Here is a 23797-nt window from a genome sequence, read left to right as displayed (position 1 = left end):
CTAGCTGCGCTCATTGATCATCTTGTCAAGCAACCAATCAGAAATGATGCATAGGTTCATCACCTCCCTTCATAATCCCAGCACTATCATTCGCACACACAAATAACACTTTTACGCGCATTAAAGTGTATTAACTGTATTTTTGTATGTAGCAGCCATTCTTAATCTCCTCATTCACTTTGTTCATTTAAGGCAACTGTTCATTTATTATGAACAACCTGCATAACTGAACAAATAATTAACGCCCCACTCTCTATCGCAGCTTTCATAGCTAAAATAATCCATTCTGCTCATCAACAATTTTGACTTACAAGCTATGCGTAATCATTTACTCATAAAGAGTCTCGCCACACATTAATGTGTAATATTTTACTCATAACTTGAAAAAAAATAACTTTAAGAGTAAAGTTTTACTCATTGATAAGTAGAGGTGTTGTCGATGGAAGAACTAACCGTACAAGCTTTTATCAGAGGTGAATGGATAGATATTGGTATCATCTCATTCCCTAAAAGTAGCCAACATAATTTCCGAGTGACTGAACTCAACTACCTCAGCGACTATGCGCTAGAACATCACGATAAAGATGACTTTCACGCTGTTTCACTAAACCACCCTGTCTCATTCTTTTTTGATAACATGGGTAAACCTGGATGGTTAAAGTTTCTAGACGATATTATGCCTAGTGGCGCTAGTAGACGATACTGGGTCAAACACCTAGATATTGAAGACCTTAGTTCTGATGAACAAGACTATGTTTTGCTCAAGTTTGGTACAATGTCGCCTATTGGTAACTTAAGAATAAAAGACTCTCTTCCTGAGCGCTACGAAGTAGCAGACAACCTCTACTTCTCTGTTGATGATGTTAAAAATCGAGCAGGTGATTTCCTCGACTATGCACAGCAAAGAGGGGCAGCCGCAGGTGGTGCAACAGGGGCTGGAGGTGAGGCGCCAAAGCTGATCCTCCGATGTGGTTTCGATCATGGATCTGGCAGCGAAAAAATATGGATTGATCCATACCAAGATGACAATAGTAACCACGACTTGCATTACTTAGTAAAGTACCCTAGAGGATCAAGAAGCACCATCGACTGTAATATTCTAAGAGCTGAGTTCTACTTCTACCACGAGCTAACTGAAATGGGAGTTGAAACGATCTCCACCGACGGTATGCGCTTGGAGGAAGGATTAAACTACCCTTCCTTGTGGCTTCCTCGATTTGATGTTCAAATTAATGAGCAACAAATAGAGAGATTCGGCATGGAATCTGTGTATTCCATTTTGAACAAAGGCGCTGGGGTCACTCTTGATCACGAAACAACAATCCGAACTCTCATAGAAAAAATTACTGAAAGCAATATGGTTAAACACCAAGGGTATAGGTTTGATACCCAAGCTTTCGTCATTGAATGGGTGAAGAGAGATCTACTCAACATCTTGTTTGGTAATAGTGATAACCATGGCAGAAACACTTCATTCTTAAAAGGTGATGGAGTCATAAAGCTTGCTCCCGTTTACGACTTCGCACCAATGAAAGCTGATCCTGAAGGCATTCCAAGAACAACAAAATGGAAAGCCCCACTAGAGGTTGGCGGAACTTACGACTTCGTAGGAATAGCGGACACCTTATCTGATCTCGTGCCAAAAGAAGTGTTATTACAAGAGCTAGAGGTTACTGCAAGTAAATGCATTGATTTAAAGCAGAGACTAGCATTACGAGGAGTACCAGAACAAATCTTAGAGATGCCAGCCGTTGGACTTAATCATATATCAGAAAAGCTCACTAAATGGGGGCTACTATGAATAAGCCAAGCAATAAAGAGTCCGTACAAGATACCGTTGCTCGTCTAAGAGCAAACCGAAATCAACATCAGCCCAAGACTGGGACGGATGCAACTCATTCGACCAAAGAACGATCGCAACTTAATACTCCGACTAGATCGAAAACCTCAAAAAACGCCAAAGCAGTAAGTGCAACAGAACGCAAAACAGAGGCAAACAAAATCATCAAACACTTATTGCTTGGAGAGCTAACACAAGGCCAAGCGTTAAAAAGTTTACGCATTAATATACTGGGACTCAAACAGGATGTGTTCGCAAGACTTGTCGATGTCTCAAGAAAAACACTCTCAGATATAGAGAATGATCGGGGCAGCTACAATACAGAGATTCTCAACAAGGTATTCAAACCATTTGGCTTAAAAGTCGGAATGCTACCGTCTTCTCCCGATGTGTTAAAATCGCTACTAATAGATGGTGAGGCTGGGTAAAATACTCAATATCAGCGCTATTGCTTTAGATTAAATTGCTATAACAAGCTAGCATTTTTAAATGATTTAGTAATACATGGACGCGGGTTCAGTTCCTTTTGAAGTAGGAAATTGATGTAACATTTGATGCAACACCAAATTGGTAACATCGATATAAGTTAGTGAATTTATGAAAAGTGAGAAACCATTTCAACTCCCGCCAGCCCACCAAACGTTTGGAAAAGGCCACCTTCGGGTGGCCTTTTTTTGTGTCTTATATATTTCAAAATCAGAAACTTAGCATTAAAGGCTATTCAACTACTACCGCCCTACCAATGGTAAACGGCCAATCTCAATTTAGGCCGACTCCCTGATGTTTCTCTTGTTCAAGCATATAAAGCCTCTTTGTAGCGAGTTCAATAGGCACGCTACCCAATCAAAGAACAGGAGGTCGATTTTCAATTGCGTTAAGCAACGACCCTATTTCGCCCTTGTGATTTTGCATCATAAAGGTTGGCATCTGCTTGACGATTGATTTCATCGATGAAGCTCGCCGCATGCGCATCAGCCAAGCCAATACTGACCGTCACAGAGATCGCTCTCTCTTGATAGCCTGATTAACTTAATGATAACAACGATATCAATACGTATGTGCATACGCATATTCAATAACTTAAACGCCAGGTTTCCAGTGACAGCGCGCAACATGGACTGGTATTGGCCCATCAATACTTACTTCTACGCCTTCCTTTGCTCAACCCGCCAATAAGCGACGTGAAGCAGTGTATCGACACCCAGCCTATCTCATGATCAAAAACTAACTGTCCAAAAGCACCTGCTCGGAGTGCGACAACTTCCATCACCATGTCTGCGATTTTGATTTACTTGATCACGATTAGGAGTTGGATTGTGGTGTGGGATTGCAGGCTTATTTTTGGACAGAACCTTCTTAGCCGCTTCGGACGAAATCTACCCTTCGGATAAATTTTGGCATCTCAAAATACAGAACGGTACCACTTCAGGTGATGCCGTTCATGACAGAAAATGGACATAAACTTCCAATCTACACCTGTAATGGCGAGCTAATTTTATTCAGACAGCTTACATAAAAACTCACTCAAGCCTGACTAGTTCTATTGAATATAACTCCTACTGAGATGATTTTTTTGCAACAATAAAATAACTAGACGCACCTCTGTATATCTCCTCAGTTGCAACTGTCTGAAATTCGCTTTTTCCTATCAATTTGTCCAAATCAGAATTTTTATATCGCCTGATATGTATAGGAATTATTGCAAGTTTGGATAATAACCTAACTAGATAAATCTGCATGCTAACTATAAGAGACTTTTTTCCTTCCAAACAAGGTGTAGCAGAGATCAGTAAACCGTTAGGTTTTAGCAACTCATACATTCTTTTAATGACCTCTTTAGGACGATCTACAGTATGTAACACATTGAAAGCTAGGATCACATCAAACGTTTCATTCTGATACCTTTTGTCGAAAATAGTTGTTTGTTCAAAGCTAATGTTTTCTATATTGGCGTTAGCTGCTTTGCTCTTCGCTATTTGAATCATTTCTGACGATATATCAATAGCACGTATTTCTTTAACCTTGCTTGCAAGCCCACATGAATTTGTACCTGTTCCGCACCCGTAGTCCAATACAACATTGCTGGGGTCAAGGTATTTTCTAGTATTTTCTCTAGTTCTGTTATGAATATATTCGAAACGTTTTTCAGATTTATCATAGTCCTTTGAAGCTTTATCCCAGAAAATTTTGGTTTTGCTCATTGTTTGTACCTTATAAATGTTGATGAAGTTCTTCCACTGCGTGTTCGGACTAAAATGCAATGTTCTAAATAGATGGACTATCAGAATTGTATCAATGCTATTATGAATAGATACAAGCATAAGTGCATAACTGGTATTCATATGGGAATAGATTGGAAGGCGGTAGACTTTGATTGGAACTACGCCAGAGCTTTTTTGGCGACCGCTGAGCTAGGTTCCTTATCAGCAGCAGCGAAGGCGTTAAACAGCTCTCAACCTACATTGAGTAGACAAGTCAGTGCATTAGAGAAGCAGCTTAAGGTTGCTTTATTTGAACGTGTCGGGAAAGGGTTAGAGTTAACACCTAGCGGAGTCGAGTTGGTTGAATGCGTAAAAAACATGGGCAATGCGGCCTCACATTTATCCCTCATAGCTTCAGGGAAATCAGAGTCGCTAGAAGGCGCGGTTTGCATTAGCGCATCAGAAATTATGACGGTTTATGAGTTACCAGCCCTCATTTCAAAACTACGAAATATTGAGCCCAAAATCACTATTGAGCTCGTTGCATCTAACGAGACTAGTGACTTAAAAAAAAGAGAAGCGGATATCGCTCTAAGATCTTACAGACCAACTCAGCCAGATTTAATTGCCAAGAAAATTAGGAATGATGAATTTTTTCTCTTCGCATCAGCTAGTTATCTGAAGTCTGTTGGAAATCCTTCATCTGTGGCTGATTTTAATAATGTGGATTTTGTAGGAACACCAGATTCTCACGACATCATGTCTGTGCTAAATCATCGTGGTTTACAACTGACATTAAAAAACTTCCCTGTTATAACGGGTAATCATACGGTTTATTGGGAACTAGTTAAGCGGGGGGCTGGTGTTGGATTTATTCAAGAAAAACTTGTTACAACAGAAGATAAGGTAAAAAAAGTGCTACCTGAATTAGGTGCATTTTCTAGTGAACTTTGGCTTGTTACCCATCGCGAACTTAGGACGAGTAGGCGAATACAATACGTATTTGATTTTTTAAGTAAAGAGCTGTCATTGCATAATTAGGCATAAATAGGTCTCTCTATTGAAACATAACTTTTGCTTAAAAATGGGAGAAACCTTGCACCGCACCTTAGCTTCCATTTGCACAGATAGTGCCGATAAATCAAGGACGAAATTTATCGGCTTAAAATCTCGCTGAATGATAATGGGGCAGAAACTTGTTATTTGTCGCTACCACTCCCTATAATTGCGGCCATCATTCCAATGAGATTGCAATATACAATGATTACGCTTCACACCAACTTTGGTGACATCCAAATCGAACTCAACAAAGACAAAGCTCCTGTGTCTTCGCGTAACTTTAAAAAGTACTGTGAAGATGGTTTCTACAACGGCACTATCTTCCACCGCGTGATAAAAGGCTTTATGATTCAAGGTGGTGGCCTAACAGAATTGATGGACGAAAAGGAAACACGCGATCCTATTACCAATGAGGCTAATCGCGGTCTAAAGAACGTTGCCGGCACCATCGCTATGGCACGAACCGATGCCCCACACTCTGCAACCGCGCAGTTCTTTATCAATCTTGATGACAATCATTTCCTTGATCACACAGCGAAAACCAACAACGGCTGGGGTTATGCTGTGTTTGGCAAAGTGACTATGGGGATGGATATCGTATATAAGATTGCCGAGGTACATACGCTATCACGGATGGGGCATGATGATGTGCCAGCAGAGACGGTTATGATTGAACGGGTGACCATAGAAGCATAAGAAGACGTTGGATAACACTGTCGATAATGTAATCCCTATAAAATCAGGATGTAAGGTGAGGTTCATAGTAAGAACGAAAGTTAAGGCCTCTACTACCACATTAGTTCTTGTATGATGAAAGACTGTGAACTGAGGCTAGCTGAAATGAATACTTATACATTTTGGGGCACAAATAAGTGAGCTTCCCCCCCTAGCTCACTTGTTCCAATGCCTTTTGGTCTAAGCGTTAGTCTAATACCGTCCTCATCGAATATGCGAAACTCATTGCTCGGCAATAATAGATCACCTATTGATAAATCGTAGTGGCAGCTAGTTTTAAGATTATTTTGCTATGAGTGCAGTGACGTTTAATCGTAACAGGTTATATTCGGGCGAGCGTTCAGTTGCTTTTTAAGTAGCGTTTTCATGTAACATTCAATGTAACTCCAAAATCATAAAGCCGATTTAATCGGTTGAATTTTAAAGAACTAATACAATCAACCAGTCTTGAATTAGCGCTCACCACTACTATGCTCATCGGTCTTTAGTACCGTCAGTGCTTGAGTGATCACCTTGGCTAACTCGTGATTAGAATTAGACAGAGATAACGCAGTGCGCGTATCAGAGACGAGCTGCTGCATGTTACTTTGAATAATGTGCGAACCTTCAAGCTGCATGCTGACGCGTTGAATCACTTGCTGTGCGGTGGTTTGGCTTTGATTAGCCATTGCGATTAGCTTTTCGGTACTGATGACCGTTTCATCGGCGATCTCTGAGCTAAAGTTAATCACGTTCGAAACCTCTTTTTGCTTATCGATGATCTGTGATGAGGTCTCCATAATAGTATTCATCTCTTTATTGATGCTTTCTGCCGACAGGGTGGCAGTGTTAGCAAGTAAGCGTACTTCATCTGCGACAACAGCGAATCCGCGCCCATGCTCCCCTGCCCGCGCCGCTTCTATCGCCGCATTAAGTGCTAGTAAATTGGTTTGCGCTGCAATACCTTTAATTGAATCAACCAGTTGGCCTATGTTGTGATTATTTTGCTCTAACGAGATAAGTAACTGAGTAAACTCAATCAATTGATTTTTTGCATGGTTGATCTGATCTAATAAACCGTACAGTTTTTCAATCGATTGAGAAGCTGTGCTGACGGTATCACTAGTGGCAGCAAAAGAGTGCTGCGACAAAGTTTCAATGTCATTCGACTGATTAATAAAATCTTCAACCATCTCAGAGCTGTGGCTAATAGCATTCATTCGATTTGACGAAGAGCGATAAACATTACCCGCATTCACAACGATTTGTTCAGCGTGGGGTAAAGGGTTGTCTTGCAGCAATTGCTGATACTTGATTTCTATCTGCTGTAACTCTTGGTAACGCGCAGTATCGAGCACGACCTGATCTACTGCAGGGGTTCGGTTAAAAAACTTTATCATCCGTTACTCCCTAGCGCTTTTTTTGCAGCAAGCGTTGCACTGACGCTCGCGTGAGTAGAAACACAAAACGGGACTAAGTAAGTCAGCAAGATTTTACTCACCCGCGTCAAATCAACCTCTCCCCTCAAGATGGCATCACCGTGATTAATCATCATCAAAACTGTGCCAACGATCAGCGCGACTTTCACTGAGCGATGCAAAATGACGGCTGAGGCTGCTGTCTGGATAAATTCTTTGTAGCGATAACTACGACTCATCTTTTCACCATCAATTTAGAAAAAGTAGGGAGATTAGAGGCAGTGTGGAAACTAACCTCCCCAAGAGACATTTAAAGATATTGACGGCTGCGCTCGACACTCAACCAAGCGACACCTAAAAATACCAAGTCTTTGAAAATAAAGAATTCAGTGACAATGACTCCGTCGACCACCTTCCACACATTAGGGACGGTGAGCAAAAAGCTGAGAGTCATGACAAAGATCACCACCGCCGCTAAACCACTCCAATAGCCAATTTTTGGCTTCCAAATGCCGACAATCATGCCAATTGCTACGATGATCTCGGTAATACCTATCAGGTTAGAGACCCCTTGCACCGAGAAGATCGCATAGAGCCAATTCATCAAAGGATGGCTCTCTACTAACGGGCGAATCACTTCAGCCTCGGTTGGCGTAAATTTAAAAATGCCAATCCAAACTAAGGTCAAAATCACACCACTCAGCGCGATCAGGTAACCTTTTTCATGCTTCATTGATACTACCTCGCGTTATACAGATAGGCTGACAACGGGGAAATCAATCTCCGTTTGCACAACATGGTTGGTGTAGTTTGTGAATGTGTTGGCAGTAATTTGCGCCAAGACCTCGATCATCAGTTCATCGTCAATGCCGCCTTGACGAGCCGCATCAAATTGCTCATCACTGATCGCGCCGCGTTGCTCAACCACTTGCATTGCAAACGTCACAAGCGCTTGATCAAGTGCATCTTCTGCTTTGCCTTGGCGAGCGGCGAGCACTTGCGCTTTATCAATACCAGCATTACCTGCCAGTAACGTATGTGCCGAAAGGCAGTATTGGCACTGATTAGCCTGACCAACGGCTAACGCGATCAACTCGCGCTGCTTGGCGGTTAAACGGCCGAGTGACAAAGCTTGATTGAAAACCAAAAAGGCGTTGAGCACGTTCGGTGAATGAGCAACTGAAGCATACAGATTTGGCACCATTCCAAGCTGTTGACGCATCGCGCTAAGAGTAGCTGCCGCTTCATTTTGTGGTTGGGAGACAGGAAGAATACGATTCATAACAAGATCCTTAGTTAAGTTTATTTAATGGACGCTTGTTATATTTCCACATCCAGTGATACGATTTATCACTAATAGTCCAAATAAACACACCAAGAGTCTCAAACATGGATGCACTGTCAGCCTTACTCTCTAATGCAGCGCCTCAAGCTAACTATTTCTTTTCAGGTAATTTATGTGGTAGCTCAAGTAGTGATGAGCATCCCGGAGAGGGGCAACTGCATTTGGTACGCAGCGGCCGATTAGCGCTCTATGAGCAAAACAGTCTCACTCATACCATCACCGAACCGACATTGATTATCTTCCCTAGTGGTAAAAAGCATCGCCTGCAATCGCTTACTTTAGAGGGTTGCGATATTGTTTGTGCCAGTTTGAGCTTTAAGGACTCTCCGCTCTATCGTGCTCTGCCAAGTGCCATCGTGATCCCGCTTAGCAAACTGCCGACGCTAAATTCAGTCGTCAGCCTGCTGTTTGACGAAGCCTTCGAGCCACGTTACGCGCAGATCTCTGTCGTATCGACTCTACTTGAATTGATTTTACTGCTCTTGATCCGTTATCTGGTCGACAACAAAATCTGCCAAGAGGGGATCTTGGCAGCGCTCTCTGATCCTAAGCTCGCAAAAGCGATCGAAGTGATTCACTCACAACCCGATCAGCCATGGACAATCGAGAGCTTAGCGCAACATGTGGGGATGTCTCGCGCCCGCTTTGCCGCCCTATTCCATCAAGTGATCGGTCAACCGCCATTGCGCTATCTCACGGAGTCACGTTTACTGTTGGCACAACAACTGCTGTTGGCTGGCAATCCAATGAAATCCGTTTGTTTGGATGTTGGTTACAGTAGCAGCGTCGCCTTTTCACGCGCGTTTCAACGCCAATTTGAGCAAACGCCCGGTCAGTGGTTGAAACAACAATAACGGTTGAAACAACAATAACGGTTGAAACACCAATAACAAGACTAATGTAATTTGGAATCGGATGATTTACAGCTAAGCCATGGCGAGCCAAAGCTAACTTCACACAACAAAAATTTACACATCAAACCTTTAGACACCCAAGCATTTCCTGCTATTAAATCGTCTCATATACGCTAAATTTGCACAAAAAATGCCATTTAGTTATACTTCCGTCACAAATTTTAGTTTGAACTCAAAATAATGGAGGGCGGTTTTAGTGTTTTTCTTGCAAGAGATGAACATATATTAAAAACGTTTAATTTGTATTTATGGAAAATGCATCAAAAAAATATAGTATCGAAACCACTGATTATCAGGTCGGCCAAGACAACGTACAAAAGTGGGGGTTCGATATCCACAATCCAGTGTTTGGGATTAGCGCTGGTCTTGTGATTCTCTGTCTTATTTCTCTTCTTATTGTTGAACCCGCAACGGCTCGTGATGCGTTAAACGGACTAAGAAACGGCATCATCGCCGACTTCGATCTGTTCTTTATGTGGTCAACAAACTTTTTCATCGTGTTCGCCATTGCCCTACTTTTGTCACCACTGGGCAAGATTCGTATTGGTGGTAAAGAAGCACGCGCTGAACACTCAACCCTATCTTGGCTATCAATGTTATTTGCCGCTGGCATGGGGATTGGTTTGCTGTTCTGGAGTGTCGCCGAGCCAACGGCTTACTTTACCGATTGGTGGGGCACACCATTGAACGCGCAGCCTTACAGCGAAGAAGCAAAATCGCTCGCGATGGGCGCCACCATGTTCCATTGGGGCATTCACGGCTGGGCTATTTATGCCATCGTCGCCCTGTCGTTGGCTTTCTTCACCTTCAATAAAGGATTACCACTTTCTCTTCGTTCTGCTTTTTATCCTTTAGTCGGTGATAGAGCTTGGGGCTGGCTTGGTCATATCATTGATATTCTTGCTGTTCTCTCGACGCTTTTCGGTTTAGCGACCTCACTCGGCCTTGGCGCACAACAAGCCACCAGTGGTATTAACCATGTATTTGGTTTAGAGGGTGGTATTGGCATGCAGATGGTGGTCATCGTCTTCGTTACCTTTATCGCCATACTGTCTGTGATCCGCGGTATTGATGGTGGTGTAAAGCTATTGAGTAACGTCAATATGGTCATTGCCTTTGCACTGCTCGCCTTTGTCATGATGATTAGCTACGACACTGCTTTTGCTTCTATTTGGGACAGCACGGTTGCTTACGCACAAAACATTGTTGCTTTAAGTAATCCACATGGTCGTGAAGATACCGACTGGATGCATGGTTGGACGGTGTTCTACTGGGCTTGGTGGGTTTCTTGGTCACCGTTTGTGGGTATGTTTATCGCACGGGTTTCTAAAGGTCGTACTGTACGTGAGTTCATCTTCGCCGTGATTGTGATTCCAACGGTCGTGACCCTGATCTGGATGTCGGTTTTTGGTGGCATCGCCCTTGATCAAGTCGTCAATAAAGTCGGTGAGTTAGGCACCAATGGACTAACCGATATCTCACTGACTCTGTTCCATGTCTATGATGCGCTGCCGTACAGCTCGATTATTTCAGTGCTTTCTATCGTGTTGATTCTGGTGTTTTTTATCACTTCATCAGATTCGGGCTCGCTGGTTATCGACAGTATTACTGCTGGCGGTAAGATTGATGCGCCTGTACCACAACGAATTTTCTGGGCATGTATTGAAGGCTCAATCGCCGCGGTCATGTTATGGATTGGTGGTAAAGAAGCGCTGCAAGCCTTGCAATCAGGTGTAGTCGCAACCGGCCTGCCGTTTACTTTAGTACTACTGGTGATGTGTTTCAGCCTGATCAAAGGGTTGCGAAGTGAACTGCCTGAGTACCAAGGTTCGGTGGCTAAAGTGGCCTCGGCCAGCTAATTCAGTTCGCTGTGATTAATCAATGAGCACTCTATGTGCTCATTTTTTTGGCGATTATTTCCATTGAGATAATGGTCATCGATAAATCGCCACTCTCACCAAGCGATCCTCGCAAATCCTGCGTCGTATACTAAAGTTACACTTTTAATCAAGAGGAGCCGTTATGCCAAATCGCAATCCGATTCATGTGGTGGCACTTGACCATGTGGTACTGCGAACCACCCAGCTTGAAGCGATGATTCATTTTTATCAGACCATTTTGGGCTGCCAGGTTGAACGCGAAAAACAAGATATTGGTTTGATTCAGTGCCGAGCGGGCAGTGCCTTAATTGATATCGTGCCACTAGATGGTGAACTAGGAAAAATGGGCGGTAAAGCCCCACAACAAGACGGACGCAACGTCGACCATTTTTGTCTACAAATTGAAGACTTTGATGAAGAGGAACTGCTTGATTATCTTGCTAAACACCAAGTCAAAACCTCTGAGTTTGCCAAACGCTATGGCGCGCAAGGCTTTGGTCGCTCGGTGTACCTTGAAGATCCCGAAGGCAACGTTGTAGAGCTCAAACCTCATGTCCGATTTGAGCGCTAGCTTTTGATATTTCGACCATTTACATCTCTCAATAAGCAAGCGTATAGTGGTCAAATTACCGTCAAACTTGCGCCTAATCTCTCGGACCGGATACCTTATGCTGACCACTTCTCAACTCACTCAACTGCGTAAAAATCTCCATCAATATCCTGAACTTTCACAACAGGAACGAGAAACCGCCGAGCGTATTGTCAGGCAGTTTGAACACTTTCACGCCGATGAGGTTCATCGTAACCTCGGCGGACATGGCCTCGCTTTTGTGTTTAGTGGCACTCTCCCTGGGCCGAGCACCTTGATTCGTTGTGAGCTAGACGCGCTGCCGATAGAAGAGACGAATGACTTTGCGCATCGCTCTAACGTGAGTGGTGTTTCACACAAATGTGGTCACGATGGCCATATGGCGATCATCACCGCGTTAGGGGCAACGCTTGCCGAGCATCGTCCGCAGCATGGACGAGTCATTCTCTGTTTTCAACCCGCAGAAGAGACTGGCACAGGTGCTATCGACATGGTGACAGACGATAAATTCAGTCAGCTAGTCCCCGATTACGCTTTCGCGCTGCACAACTATCCGGGGTTAGCGCTTGGCCATGTTGCGGTGCGCGCTGGCACATTTAATTGCGCCTCGCGCGGGATGATTATCGAGTTGCGCGGTAAAACCTCTCACGCCGCTCATCCAGAAGATGGTCTTAGCCCTGCCCTCGCCATGTGCCAGATCATTGAGCAGCTTAGTCAACTTCCTCAAACCCTTGTAGAGCAAGACTTAGCCGGGAAGCATTGGCTAACGGTGATTCACGCTAAGCTAGGAGAAATCGCCTTTGGTACCGCGCCAGGTGATGCGGTTGTGATGGCCACATTGCGCAGTGAAACCAATCAAGGGATGAACGCGCTAGTTGAACAGGCCGAACTGCTGGCCTCGCGCTGCGCACAACAAGCTGGGCTTGAATTTAATTGCCGTTATGACGATGTGTTTCAAGCCAGTGTGAACAGCGAAGAAGGTTGTCAGCGCGTGGTTAACGCGTGTGAGAAAACCACTATTCCCTATCACTTAATGGACCAACCGATGCGCTGGTCAGAAGATTTTGGTCAGTTTACTGCGGTTGCAAAGCAAGGCGCGATGTTTGCCCTCGGCGCAGGCGTAAAGTCACCGCAGTTACATAATCCAGATTACGATTTTGCCGATGAACTGATCCCCATCGGGCGCGACATCTTTGTCAGCATTATCGAAGATATTAACGGGTTAAGTTAATCAACGCTGTTTTTGGGCGACTTTTTGGCAAATATACTCGCCGATAGGAATGGCCGAGGTCGCCGCCGGAGAGGGCGCATTGCACACATGCAGACTGCGCGCACTTTCGGCGAACAAGAAATCATGCACTAGCGTTCCATCCTTGAGCACCGCTTGCGCACGAATGCCTGCCGGATAAGGCGTTAAGTCTTGCAATGTCACCATTGGGCAGTACTTATTGACCAACGTTAAGTAGCCTGCTTTCCACCACGAGTTTTTGGCCTCGACTAATCCGGTTTTGAAATGTTTCGCGGTGACTTTCCAAAAACCACTAAAGCAAACCATCTCGGCCACATCTCGCCAACTGAAATTAAATCGTCCATAGCCTTCGCGCTTAAATCCTTGCACTGCATTCGGTCCAACGGTCACTGATCCATCAATCATTTTGGTGAGATGGACACCTAAAAAAGGCAAGTCTGGATCAGGGATCGGATATATAAGATGGTTGATCTTTTGGTTGTAATGACCAGGAAGCCGATAGTATTCGCCGCGATAAGGGACGATTTGAAAATCGCTGGCAATGTTCATCATCCGGGTCATGCGATCAGCCATTAAACCAGAGCACACCACCAGAAACTGAGTTCGATAATGGCAAACGTTGTGATCAGTATTGGCCATTACGTCGACATGATCTTGCTGTTCGCTCAGTGCGGTCACTTGCGCACCAAGTGCAAGCTCGCCCCCCGCTTGCTGAAATTCATCGGCCATCGCTTGGGTCACTTGTCGATAATCAACAATGCTAGTGCTGCTGACAAACAAAGCCCCTAAACCGACAATATTTGGCTCGCGCAGTTTGAGTTGCGCTTGATCGAGGCGCTCGACGGGTAAACCATTGTCCACGCAGCGCTGATAAAGCGTATTCATACGCTCGATCTCAAGATCGGTGGTCGCGACCAGCAATTTGCCGCAATTCTCAAGCTTAATGCCATGCTTATGACAAAACTCGCTCGTTGCTCGCGCGCCTTGTTGGCAGAACTTAGCTTTAAGGCTGCCGGGCGGATAATAAACGCCCGCATGAATAACACCGCTGTTATGACCGGTTTGATGCGCCGCAAGTTGAGGCTCTTTTTCAAGCACCAATACCGACTTATGCGGATAACGGCTTTGCAGCTGCCAAGCGGTCGATATGCCAACGATGCCGCCACCAATCACAATGTAATCGTAAATCTTATCCAATCCTTGGCTCCTTGACGTCTGTTGATCGTGCCGCTGCGCTTCAAGCGAAGACACTGTCATCTTAATCTTCGGCTTAACCAATTGAAAGTAGTGCGTATCACCCAAAAAGATCATCAATCGATAACATGGAACTGCAATTAATCATCGAAAGTTTGAAAAACATGGTTAAAATAGCCGACCTAGATTTTGAAACCAACCAGCTCCGTCGAGGAACAGACATTGAACACGCAACACCTATTTGCTAACGACAGCCAAGATATTGAACAAGCTAAACAGATATTAGCCCGTGGTGAGCTGGTTGCGATTCCGACCGAGACGGTCTATGGCCTCGCGGCTGATGCATCGAATCCAGATGCGGTAAAAAAGATCTTTGCCGCCAAAGGTCGCCCTGCCAACCATCCCTTGATTGTTCATATTGGTGATGTCGAGCAATTGACCGACTGGGCAGTGGATATCCCGCCAGAAGCCTACACGATTGCCGCCGCTTATTGGCCTGGCCCTGTGACCTTATTATTGAAAAAAGCGCCGCAAGCGACCTCGGTGGTGACAGGCGGGTTAGACTCGATCGGTCTGCGCATGCCTGCGCATGATGTCTTTAGTACTTTACTCAAATCATCAGGTATGGCCGTCGCGGCGCCCTCTGCCAACCCATACAAAAAGCTCAGCCCAACGTCGGCTAAACATGTTCTGAACTCGCTCGGCGGTAAAATAGCCGCCGTACTCGATGGCGGTGATTGCGCTCACGGACTGGAATCGACCATCATTGATCTGACCGAAAAACCGTTTCGAATTTTACGCAGCGGACCAATTAGCGCCGCCCAACTATCACAAACACTGAATATGCCAGTCGAGGCGCCCAAAGCCCACTCGGTAGCGGTTCCGGGGAATGTCACTAGCCATTATCAGCCGAATACCAAAGTGCGCTTAGTCAGCATTGAAGAGATTGAACAAGCCGACGGTGGCAATATCGCTTGTCTCCACTACTCGCCTTTAAACAAGGCCACGTTGTTTAAGTCGAAGCCGATGTCAAGTGATGTTAGTCAGTACTCACATGACCTGTATCGCGCTTTAGATGAGGCCGATCAATGGGGCTGTGATGAAATCTGGGTTGAGCGACCACCGATGAACGAAGCGTGGTACGCCGTGCATGACCGCCTTAATCGCGCGCAGTCAAAACTCTAACCGCGAAAAACGAGCGCTTATTGGCACTGGTTTTCATTATGCCAATAGACTATCTCACGCACACGCCCCTGTGGATCAATATCCGGCATTGCGGGCAACGTCCTGAGCTGGTGCCAATGCTGAGCAATCAACATCAGCACAAATGCATCAATTAAATCATCGCTACTGGCGTGTTTTTTGGGCGTTGTGTCGAGCTGTGTGATTAATCGATTTGACCATGGCTGATCAAGGGTGTTGATCAGCGCTAAACGCTCTTGTACACCTTGGGGCGTTTTCTTACTGTGCTGTAAAGGCGCAGCGTTGATGGCAGCAAACACCACCTCTGGGTGAGACTCACGTATCATTAAGTCAGGCTGTTGATTTAACAGCGCATCCACTTGTTTGACCTTAGGCAGAATAAACCAACTCTGTTTAGACAGCCTTTTGCCCAGTTGTTGAGCGTTGATCTCACACGCTTGCCCATAACTGTCGGCATAAACCGCGTCGCGACAAGGCACCGGAAACACTGAAGCACTACGTTTGATGGTCAAAAACTGACGGGCAGCTTTATCACACAATCGATCGGGAGTTTGTTGATCACTAAAGCCAATCGGAATATCGATTAAGCTGTGCGCACCGGCAAGCAATGGTTCGGCGTGTTCCAGTTGATCAACAATATGACACTCGGGGCCATGGGCGCCCAAATGCCAGATAACCCAGCCTGCTTTACAACCATCAATACCGTTTACTCTCATTTTCTCTCGTACTCCCCCATTGCCGACACTATGATAAAGCCTTTGGTGACAATAAAAAACGCCCCAAAGATGAGGCGTTTGTACTTAGTTACGTCAGCTAATGGTTACTGAGCGTAGAAACTTCGGATAGGTTCTGGCTCGACGTAGTCAATCAATTCGCTTTGGCTTAGCTTATTGATTTGCTCTTCACGGCCAGAAACCACCAGCACTTGCTGTTTTTCGAGTGTTTCCACCACCTCAAGTTGATGAAGGCGAAGAAGCTCTCTGGTTTGTTGTTCAGCCCCGGAATGATACTTGACAAAAAATCGACTCGGTTGCTGCTTAGCCTGTTCGGTTCGGTTGTCTATTGGCGGAAAAGCAGGATTATCTGCGTAGCTCCAAGCACCAATGCCGCTGCACAATAAAGCAACGAAACCAAGACTGGTGTAGATTCGCTTCTTCATCGCAACTCCTTATTGAAACGTCAGTGACCAGCTATTGAGGCGACCACTATCTTGGCGAACACTATCAACCGCTTTTAATCTCCACTCACCTTGAGCTTCAAAGCCGCTGAAGTCAACTTGGTAACTGGTACGAATATCCGTTCCTGCACCACCTGCATTATCATGCAGCACCACCTCACCACCACTTGCTGATGTCAGCGTTACTTTTAGATCACCAATGTAGCTGTGCGTAATGTCCAGTTCAACCGTCACCACACCAGCGTCGCCTGAACGATCAACGACGATCTCACTGCTTACGCCTTCGGCGCTATTGTCTGGAATGGCTAGCGCATTGGTGTTGCTGTAGCTCGACGCTGGTTGAGTGTCAGTGTCTGAGCCGTTATGCGTCGCAACCAATGTCGCACCAGCGTAGGCTTTGTAACCATTAATCAATACTTGGAACGTGCCTTGTCCGGTCACATCTAAGGTACAAGTCTCTTGGTTGCCACTTTGCCATGAACGACAGTCGTAGTTGTTCTTTGTAGGTTCGCCGTTAAAGAGTACGTACATATCAGCATCACCGCTGCCACCATTGAGGTTGAAGGTTGCACGGGTCGTATCGGCAGGAACGTCAAAGGTAAACAGCTGAGTGGAGTTTGCCTCGCCCGACAGTAATGCCGTTGCTACGCCATTTTTTAACACGTTGCCTTTGATTTCATCACCATTACAGCCTTTATCGAGGTAGGCTTTCGCTGCATCAGCGTTTATCAGGCCATAACCAGTACGGTTGTCACGCCCCGCGACATCAATATCGGTCGCCGTTGCCGTTAACGCCTTACGAATTTGCTGGGCGCTACAAGTTGGGTGGTAACTCCAAACAAGGCCAGCCACTCCGGTCACATGCGGTGTCGCCATCGATGTGCCATTGTAATACTCGTAATCTTCTCCACTTGTGGTCGAGACGGTCACTTCTTGACCCGATTGAGCCGATAGCTCTTGACCAAATGCGCGATCAACCGTCACTGAAACCATGCGATAGCGGTCGTTATCATCTAACACAAATGGGTTTTGTAACCCTGGAAGCGCTTGATTACTGTAGACAATCGCCGCTTTCGCCCCGGCATCATGACACGCTTTTACCGGATCAATTTCCGGACGCACCCCCGTTCTTTGGTTTTCAATACGCTCGGTTAAACACACCTTCTCTGTCATATCGCCACAGTTGTAGCGGCCTGATGAGATATCACACTCTGCTAAAGCGGCGGTGATGCTGCCCGCGACAGGCGCCGAAGTGTAGGACCCTGATTGAAGGATCTTACGATTGTGCGGTACGACTCCGCGATCAAAACTGCTGATGCCATTGATGGTGATATCAGACAAAACCCCTTCGCCAACCGTCACCGTAGAGAGCACGGCGACACCCGGAGCGGCAATATCGACCTGATCGGTGGCTTGAGAAAACGCAGCATGATCACGATTAGTATCGACCGCAGCAACCGACATCACTGCGTCATAAGAAGCAGGATAACTATGAGCGGTATTCCCCGAGTTACCAGCTGCCGCAATCAATAACACACCTTGATCGTACAGCGATTGCAACGCGTTTTGTTCGGTGCGGCTTGATTGGCTACCACCGAGACTCATATTCACCACGTCTGCCCCGTTCTCAGCACAGGTTTGAATGGCTTTAACTAAGCTTGAAGAGTAACCCCACCCCGATTCATTAAAGACTTTAACGATATGAAGGTTAACATTTTGGTTGGGCATCACCCCTTTAATACCTTCGCTGTTAGCAATCGCCGCGATGGTACCGGCCACATGAGTCCCGTGAGCGTTATTGTTGCCAGGCGAACTCCATGACCCTGTACCACTGTCATTGGTTCCGTCAACACGGTTGCCACTTAAATCGTTGTGGCTCAGATCATACCCCGAGTCGATGATACATACCGTGCGATTGCCTGCGTTGGCATCATCAAGCAACTGGGCATTAACCGCATTAAAGCCCCATGGCGTAGTTTCACTGAGCAGAAAACGCGGGGGATCGACCTCGACATACTCTACTTGGCTGTTACTGCGTAACGATGAGAGCTGTTGGTCATCCATCTCAACACTATAAATCGGTTTCGCGCCGAGCTTTTCAATCTTACGTGCTTTTACCTGTTCAAGTACCGACGCGCTAACTTCGCTCGCCGTCATCACAGGCTCTCCAGAGCGGGAAAATGGCGCGGGTGCATTTTGTTTAAATTTAACGATGTATTTGGTCGGTAAGTCTGCTTCATTAAAGCCCAAACCGGGTGCGGCATTTGCAATAGAAATGCCGCCCATAGCCACTGCGATCGTTGATAGGGTAAACAAACCCTTGGTTTTACTAATAATGTTGTGCATCTGCTCTATTCCTTATGGAGCTAATTTTTATTGGTTTTACGCTTGGTCTCATCGTGTTGTACAACTTGACTCAAGTGCACTAGCTATAAGGCATGAATAGAAAACAACCAAAAGGTAACTAGAGTGAATATACTAATTCTTAGCAAAGCATCACCAATCCTACTAAAAAAGTGAACTCTCAATAGTGATAATAAAAAACCTTTAAAAGCAATCACTTATTTAGTGAATCAACGTATTAAAGGTCAGCTTATCGCGCTCTTAAACAAAGGCACATGCAAACAGTGATATATGGCTAAGGATGGCGAAAAGTTGTTGCAATTTGGTTAAATGGAGTGAAGACTCTAGTATTAAGGCCATGGTTGACCGCCTAGGTTCATTACCTCCAACCAAAGGAGTCTGTTTTGCTCGCTTTATTACGCCTATTATTGGCTGGGATATTCATTATTATTACCACGCTATTTGCTAGCGTTTATTGCTTATTTAGCCCACGTAATCCAAAACACGTTTACTTTTTTTGTCGCTGGTTTAATCAGTTACATAAGTTGGTTGGCATTAAACTTATCCAACGAGGCTTAAACAACGCCCCAACGCCGAAAAATAGTGTCTATATTTCTAACCACCAGAGTGTCTACGACTTTGTCACGGACCCGGGTATGCTCAGACCACGCACGGTCACCCTAGGTAAGAAAGAGTTAATTTGGGTGCCATTTTTTGGCTTTTTGTATTGGATTACTGGCAATATCATGATTGACCGTCAAGATAAGTCCAAAGCGCGCGATACCATCAAACAGGTCGCTGACGCGATTCATCAGCGCAATTTGTCAGTTTGGGCGTATCCAGAGGGCACTCGCAGTAAAGGACGTGGTTTACTGCCTTTCAAGACGGGGGCATTTCGCATGGCGATTGAAGCGGGTGTGCCGATAACGCCAATGGTGGTCAGCAGTACCCACAATAAGTTCGATCTTAACCGCAGCAATAACGGCATCGTCATTACTGAAATGCTTGAGCCAATTGATGTCTCAAATTATAAGCTGAGTGATGCCAGAGCACTGGCCGAACACTGTCACACTTTAATGGCGAAAAAGATTGCCCAGCTTGACGCCGAAGTCGCCGAGCTTGAGCAGCAAAATGGCACAAGTCAAATAGCGACAGGTCAATAATCAACAACGCGGTACCAACATTAATGCTAGTACCGCGTTCATTTACTGTTACCAACTGGCCTCTTTCATATGAACCTGCGCTCCCAGCTCTAAGCTAAAATCGGTAGTGAGGTTTGGGTAGTGCTGCGCCATGGCATCAATGACTTGTTGACTGTTTTCACTGCGCTTTTCAGCGGCAACAAAACGTTCAATCCAAGTGTGGGTAAAAGCAATGCTACTGGCGTCTAACTTGCCACCTTGCTGCATGTGGCCAGGTACGACAAACTTAGGCTCAAGCGCTTGCATCTCTTCAAGCTGAGCTAACCATGCATTGACCTCTTGATCCGATTGCGTATCGGCCATCCATACATGCATGCCTTCAACGATCCCAACGTTACCTAAAATTGCCTTTTCACTCGGTATCCATAAATATGGACGATGAGCGAGCACCCCTTGCGTACCACGGATCTCAATTTTCGCCCCATCAAGAGTCAGTTGATTGCTATCAACAAGTTCGGGTAACTGAGGGTTACTCGGTGCATTGAACCCCATTTTTGGCCCCCAAAACGAGACTTTTCTCTCTAATTTTTTCGCGATCGCCTCTCGCACTGCCGCGGTGGTCACTACGTTCGCTTGTGGAAACAGTTTAAGCAACTCAGAAGCGCCAAAATAGTAGTCAGGATCAGCTTGGCTAATGAAAATTGTTTTCAACGGTTTACCCGCATCAAGCACTTTCGCTGCAATACGTAGTGCGTCTGCACGCGTGAAACCGGTATCGATCAACAAGCTTTGTGTCTCACCGATGACTAAGGTTGAAGTGACATTAAAACTGTTGTGGTCGGCGTTATAAACATCAAAAGTTAGTTCGGTATCAGCGACCGCTGCGCTGGTGGTCATCAGTAGTGCAAGTGTGGTTAAGGCTTTCATCGTTAGCTCCAAATCGGTTGGTTTTTTTTGTCGCTAAGGATAGTAACGCCTAGTTTTATTTCTAAATAGAGCCTATTATTTGCATTATTGTTTCGCAAAACGTGCAGATAAATGGATAGACTCACCGCCGTACAAGTGCTTCTCGACGTTGCACAGACACAAAGCTTTACCGCCACTTCCGATCGTTTAGCGATGTCTCGGCCTATGGTGACTCGCCATGTCGAAGCGGTCGAAAACTGGCTTGGTGCACGACTGCTTCAGCGCACCACGCGCAAAGTCTCCTTAACCAGCGCTGGCGAACAAGTACTGCCAGACTTGCAGCGCTGGGTTGAGCAAGCCAGTCAGTTGGAAGAACAACTAATGCCCAGCCAGGCACTGCGCGGTTTAGTGCGGATTTCAGTGAGTATGTCATTTGGCTTTTCAATGTTGATGCCTGCACTGCAAGCATTCCGACAACAGTACCCCGGGATAAAAATTGATGTTGACGCTCAAGATCGTACAGTCGATATGGTCAGTGAACGGGTCGATTTAGCCATTCGTACCACCAATACGCCAAACGCGAACTTGATTGGTCGCGAGTTTGCTTTGTGTCACTCTAAATTGGTCGCCTCACCCGCCTACTTAACCAAGTTTCCAGTGATTGCGAAACCCCAAGATCTGGTCACACATGCGTGTTTAGGCTATAAAAATTTCGGCCGCCATATCTGGCATTTTCGTCGTGGCGAACAACAACAAGAAGTCGAAGTGAGTTGCGATATTACGGCCAACGAAGCCACCGTGTTGTTGCATGGCTCAATGGCGGGATTAGGCATTTCAATGCAACCTGATTATCTGACTGACGAAAAGATAGCCAATGGCGAGTTAGTGTGGGTATTACCCGAATGGCAGTTAACCACGTTAAAAATGTACTTACTCTATCCGTCAAGAAAGCACGTTTCTCATCCAGTAAGAGCCTTAATCGACTTTCTATTACAATACTTTAAGAACCATTAAGAATCGCACCTGATTATGTTAGGCTAGTTTTCTGCCGTAAAAAAATGGAACCATGTTATGGACAACATCACGACGAGACTTTCGCTTAGAACGATTGAAAAAGCGGACTACCCTGAAATCGCTCAACTAATGAATTTGGTTTTCCCCGATGTCGGCGGCGCTTGGCCGCGCAGTACCATAATGGATCTGATCCGTCAGTTTCCTGATGGCCAAATCTGTATTGAAGACAATGGTAAAATCGTTGGGGCGGCTCTGACGATTAAAGTTGATTACAACCGTTTCTCGCTGCCACACGTCTACACTGACATCATCAATGCAAACGACGTCATTCAGAATAACCCCAAAGGTGACGCCATGTATGGATTGGATGTGTTTGTCCACCCAGACTATCGTGGCTTACGCTTAGGTCGTCGCTTATATGATGCACGCAAAGAGCTGTGTCGCAGCAAAAACTTTAAAGCCATTTTAACTGGCGGACGGATTCCAAACTATCAAGAGCATGCCGATGAGCTCTCGGTGACTGAATACATCGATAAAATTAAACGTCGAGAATTACACGACCCTATTTTGTCCTTCCAGCTCGCCAACGATTTTGACGTTAAGCGTTTGATGCGAAACTATCTACCTGAAGACGATGCATCACAAGGCTACGCGACCTTGCTTGAGTGGGATAACTTCTTTTACGAGGAAGACATCCACTCAGTGCACGATATTGAAAAAACCTTAGTTCGCATTGGTGTGGTGCAATGGCAGATGCGTGCGATGCGCGATCTCGATGACTTAATGGATCAAGCCGAGTTTTTTGTCTCATCGCTGTCTAACTACAAAGCGGATTTCGCACTGTTCCCTGAGTTTTTTAACGCGCCGCTAATGGGTCTGCAAGAGGGGCAAAACTCGGTTGAAGCGATTCGTTTTCTCGCCAGCTTCAGTGAAGACATTAAACATCGATTTTCACAAATGGCGGTGACTTACAACATCAACATCATCGCTGGCAGCGTGCCGGTATTGGAAGACGAAAAACTGTACAACGTCTCTTACCTGCTTCAGCGTGATGGCCATATTGAAGCGCAGTACAAGGTCCACATCACCCCGCATGAAGAGAAAGATTGGGTGATCGATGGCGGCGATGAGGTCAAAGTATTTGAAACCGATGCAGGTCGTATCGGCATATTGATCTGTTATGACAGTGAGTTTCCAGAGCTGGGCCGGATGATGGCAGAACAAGGGGTACAAATTATCTTTGTGCCGTTTTGGACCGACACTAAAAACGGTTATCAACGAGTACGAATTTGCTCACAGGCGCGAGCGATTGAAAACGAATGTTATGTTGCTATCGGCGGCAGTGTCGGCAACCTGCCACGGGTCGATAACGTCGATATTCAGTACGCTCAATCGGCCGTCTTTTCGCCATCGGATATCTACTTTCCACACGATGCGACCTTAACCGAGGCCAGCGCCAATACTGAAATGATCATCTTTGCCGATGTTGATCTGACCAAACTTAAGCAGCTCAACACTGAGGGCTCGGTGACTAACCTTAAACACCGTCGTCACGATATTTACGGCTCGTTCATTACCCCTGATGAATAAAAAAAACGGCGCGGGACAA

23 protein-coding genes are annotated in these 23797 nt (G+C 45.6%); 12 read left to right on the top strand and 11 right to left on the bottom strand.

Annotation, left to right across the window (positions count from 1 at the left end):
- Positions 1 to 439: 439 nt before the first annotated feature.
- Together ViNHUV68_RS03550 and ViNHUV68_RS03545 are read left to right on the top strand one after the other, a co-directional pair.
- Positions 440 to 1801 carry a HipA domain-containing protein gene (locus ViNHUV68_RS03550; RefSeq protein ID WP_391089365.1) on the top strand — a complete coding sequence of 454 codons (1362 nt, stop codon included), beginning with the start codon at positions 440 to 442 and terminating at the stop codon, positions 1799 to 1801.
- The gene (locus ViNHUV68_RS03545; RefSeq protein ID WP_391089363.1) at positions 1786 to 2268 is read left to right on the top strand and encodes a helix-turn-helix domain-containing protein; all 483 of its coding nucleotides are present in this window, start codon (positions 1786 to 1788) and stop codon (positions 2266 to 2268) included. The genes ViNHUV68_RS03550 and ViNHUV68_RS03545 overlap by 16 nt, the downstream gene beginning before the upstream one ends.
- A gap of 446 nt (positions 2269 to 2714) precedes the next feature.
- On the opposite strand, the gene ViNHUV68_RS03540 is transcribed toward ViNHUV68_RS03545, so the two are convergent.
- Together ViNHUV68_RS03540 and ViNHUV68_RS03535 are read right to left on the bottom strand one after the other, a co-directional pair.
- Positions 2715 to 2837, bottom strand: coding sequence for a hypothetical protein (locus ViNHUV68_RS03540; protein WP_391089361.1), 123 nt, complete (start codon positions 2835 to 2837; stop codon positions 2715 to 2717).
- Between the two features lie 559 nt (positions 2838 to 3396).
- Entirely contained in the window at positions 3397 to 4041 is a 645-nt protein-coding gene (locus tag ViNHUV68_RS03535) for a methyltransferase domain-containing protein (RefSeq protein ID WP_391089359.1), read from the bottom strand.
- Between the two features lie 141 nt (positions 4042 to 4182).
- Between ViNHUV68_RS03535 and ViNHUV68_RS03530 the strand changes: the two genes are divergently transcribed.
- Both ViNHUV68_RS03530 and ViNHUV68_RS03525 read left to right on the top strand, forming a co-directional pair.
- Positions 4183 to 5082: a LysR substrate-binding domain-containing protein gene (locus ViNHUV68_RS03530; RefSeq protein ID WP_391089357.1), complete on the top strand. Its 900-nt coding sequence runs from the start codon at positions 4183 to 4185 to the stop codon at positions 5080 to 5082.
- A 219-nt stretch (positions 5083 to 5301) separates the two neighbouring features.
- The gene (locus tag ViNHUV68_RS03525) at positions 5302 to 5796 is read left to right on the top strand and encodes a peptidylprolyl isomerase (protein ID WP_391089355.1); all 495 of its coding nucleotides are present in this window, start codon (positions 5302 to 5304) and stop codon (positions 5794 to 5796) included.
- 491 nt (positions 5797 to 6287) lie between these two features.
- Here ViNHUV68_RS03525 and ViNHUV68_RS03520 read toward each other — a convergent pair whose 3' ends face one another.
- The 4 genes from ViNHUV68_RS03520 to ViNHUV68_RS03505 form a co-directional block, all read right to left on the bottom strand.
- Positions 6288 to 7214: a methyl-accepting chemotaxis protein gene (locus ViNHUV68_RS03520; protein WP_391089353.1), complete on the bottom strand. Its 927-nt coding sequence runs from the start codon at positions 7212 to 7214 to the stop codon at positions 6288 to 6290.
- A complete protein-coding gene (gene nrtS, locus ViNHUV68_RS03515) occupies positions 7211 to 7471 on the bottom strand; it encodes a nitrate/nitrite transporter NrtS (protein WP_038174836.1) in 261 nt (86 codons plus the stop codon). The genes ViNHUV68_RS03520 and nrtS overlap by 4 nt, the downstream gene beginning before the upstream one ends.
- Before the next feature lie 71 nt (positions 7472 to 7542).
- Complete coding sequence (locus ViNHUV68_RS03510) at positions 7543 to 7965, bottom strand: DUF417 family protein (RefSeq protein ID WP_038174838.1); 423 nt, start codon at positions 7963 to 7965, stop codon at positions 7543 to 7545.
- 15 nt (positions 7966 to 7980) lie between these two features.
- Positions 7981 to 8514 (bottom strand): carboxymuconolactone decarboxylase family protein, encoded by a 534-nt coding sequence (locus tag ViNHUV68_RS03505; protein ID WP_391089351.1) that lies wholly within the window; start codon positions 8512 to 8514, stop codon positions 7981 to 7983.
- 107 nt (positions 8515 to 8621) lie between these two features.
- On the opposite strand from ViNHUV68_RS03505, the gene ViNHUV68_RS03500 reads away from it, so the two are divergent.
- From ViNHUV68_RS03500 to ViNHUV68_RS03485, 4 genes are all read left to right on the top strand, one after another.
- Positions 8622 to 9431: an AraC family transcriptional regulator gene (locus ViNHUV68_RS03500; protein ID WP_038174841.1), complete on the top strand. Its 810-nt coding sequence runs from the start codon at positions 8622 to 8624 to the stop codon at positions 9429 to 9431.
- Positions 9432 to 9739: 308 nt separating this feature from the next.
- Positions 9740 to 11350 carry a BCCT family transporter gene (locus ViNHUV68_RS03495; RefSeq protein WP_038174843.1) on the top strand — a complete coding sequence of 537 codons (1611 nt, stop codon included), beginning with the start codon at positions 9740 to 9742 and terminating at the stop codon, positions 11348 to 11350.
- A 163-nt stretch (positions 11351 to 11513) separates the two neighbouring features.
- Positions 11514 to 11942, top strand: coding sequence for a VOC family protein (locus ViNHUV68_RS03490; RefSeq protein WP_038174844.1), 429 nt, complete (start codon positions 11514 to 11516; stop codon positions 11940 to 11942).
- A 97-nt stretch (positions 11943 to 12039) separates the two neighbouring features.
- Entirely contained in the window at positions 12040 to 13191 is a 1152-nt protein-coding gene (locus ViNHUV68_RS03485; protein WP_391089348.1) for an amidohydrolase, read from the top strand.
- Here ViNHUV68_RS03485 and lhgO read toward each other — a convergent pair whose 3' ends face one another.
- Positions 13192 to 14406, bottom strand: a complete 1215-nt coding sequence (lhgO, locus tag ViNHUV68_RS03480; RefSeq protein WP_391089346.1) for an L-2-hydroxyglutarate oxidase — start codon at positions 14404 to 14406, stop codon at positions 13192 to 13194.
- A gap of 219 nt (positions 14407 to 14625) precedes the next feature.
- Here lhgO and ViNHUV68_RS03475 point away from each other — a divergent pair, with 219 nt between their 5' ends.
- Positions 14626 to 15588, top strand: a complete 963-nt coding sequence (locus ViNHUV68_RS03475; protein WP_038174848.1) for an L-threonylcarbamoyladenylate synthase — start codon at positions 14626 to 14628, stop codon at positions 15586 to 15588.
- Between the two features lie 17 nt (positions 15589 to 15605).
- Here the strand turns inward: ViNHUV68_RS03475 and ViNHUV68_RS03470 are convergent, their stop codons facing one another.
- The 3 genes from ViNHUV68_RS03470 to ViNHUV68_RS03460 all read right to left on the bottom strand — a co-directional run bounded on the left by ViNHUV68_RS03470 (position 15606) and on the right by ViNHUV68_RS03460 (position 19129).
- Positions 15606 to 16322, bottom strand: coding sequence for a DUF429 domain-containing protein (locus ViNHUV68_RS03470; RefSeq protein ID WP_038174849.1), 717 nt, complete (start codon positions 16320 to 16322; stop codon positions 15606 to 15608).
- A 104-nt stretch (positions 16323 to 16426) separates the two neighbouring features.
- Positions 16427 to 16765: a hypothetical protein gene (locus ViNHUV68_RS03465; protein WP_038174850.1), complete on the bottom strand. Its 339-nt coding sequence runs from the start codon at positions 16763 to 16765 to the stop codon at positions 16427 to 16429.
- A 9-nt stretch (positions 16766 to 16774) separates the two neighbouring features.
- The gene (locus ViNHUV68_RS03460) at positions 16775 to 19129 is read right to left on the bottom strand and encodes a S8 family serine peptidase (protein WP_391089344.1); all 2355 of its coding nucleotides are present in this window, start codon (positions 19127 to 19129) and stop codon (positions 16775 to 16777) included.
- 401 nt (positions 19130 to 19530) lie between these two features.
- On the opposite strand from ViNHUV68_RS03460, the gene ViNHUV68_RS03455 reads away from it, so the two are divergent.
- Positions 19531 to 20289, top strand: coding sequence for a 1-acylglycerol-3-phosphate O-acyltransferase (locus tag ViNHUV68_RS03455; RefSeq protein WP_391089342.1), 759 nt, complete (start codon positions 19531 to 19533; stop codon positions 20287 to 20289).
- A 48-nt stretch (positions 20290 to 20337) separates the two neighbouring features.
- Here ViNHUV68_RS03455 and ViNHUV68_RS03450 read toward each other — a convergent pair whose 3' ends face one another.
- Complete coding sequence (locus ViNHUV68_RS03450) at positions 20338 to 21195, bottom strand: MBL fold metallo-hydrolase (protein ID WP_391089340.1); 858 nt, start codon at positions 21193 to 21195, stop codon at positions 20338 to 20340.
- Positions 21196 to 21306: 111 nt separating this feature from the next.
- Here ViNHUV68_RS03450 and ViNHUV68_RS03445 point away from each other — a divergent pair, with 111 nt between their 5' ends.
- Positions 21307 to 22188, top strand: coding sequence for a LysR substrate-binding domain-containing protein (locus ViNHUV68_RS03445; protein ID WP_391089338.1), 882 nt, complete (start codon positions 21307 to 21309; stop codon positions 22186 to 22188).
- 57 nt (positions 22189 to 22245) lie between these two features.
- The gene (locus ViNHUV68_RS03440; protein WP_038174857.1) at positions 22246 to 23778 is read left to right on the top strand and encodes a bifunctional GNAT family N-acetyltransferase/carbon-nitrogen hydrolase family protein; all 1533 of its coding nucleotides are present in this window, start codon (positions 22246 to 22248) and stop codon (positions 23776 to 23778) included.
- Positions 23779 to 23797 lie beyond the last annotated feature (19 nt).

Source organism: Vibrio sp. NH-UV-68 (genome assembly GCF_042940635.1).
In the GTDB taxonomy this organism is placed as follows: domain Bacteria; phylum Pseudomonadota; class Gammaproteobacteria; order Enterobacterales; family Vibrionaceae; genus Vibrio; species Vibrio pacinii.
The sequence above is the reverse complement of the archived record's forward strand: the minus strand, read 5'-3'. Positions and strand labels throughout refer to the sequence as shown.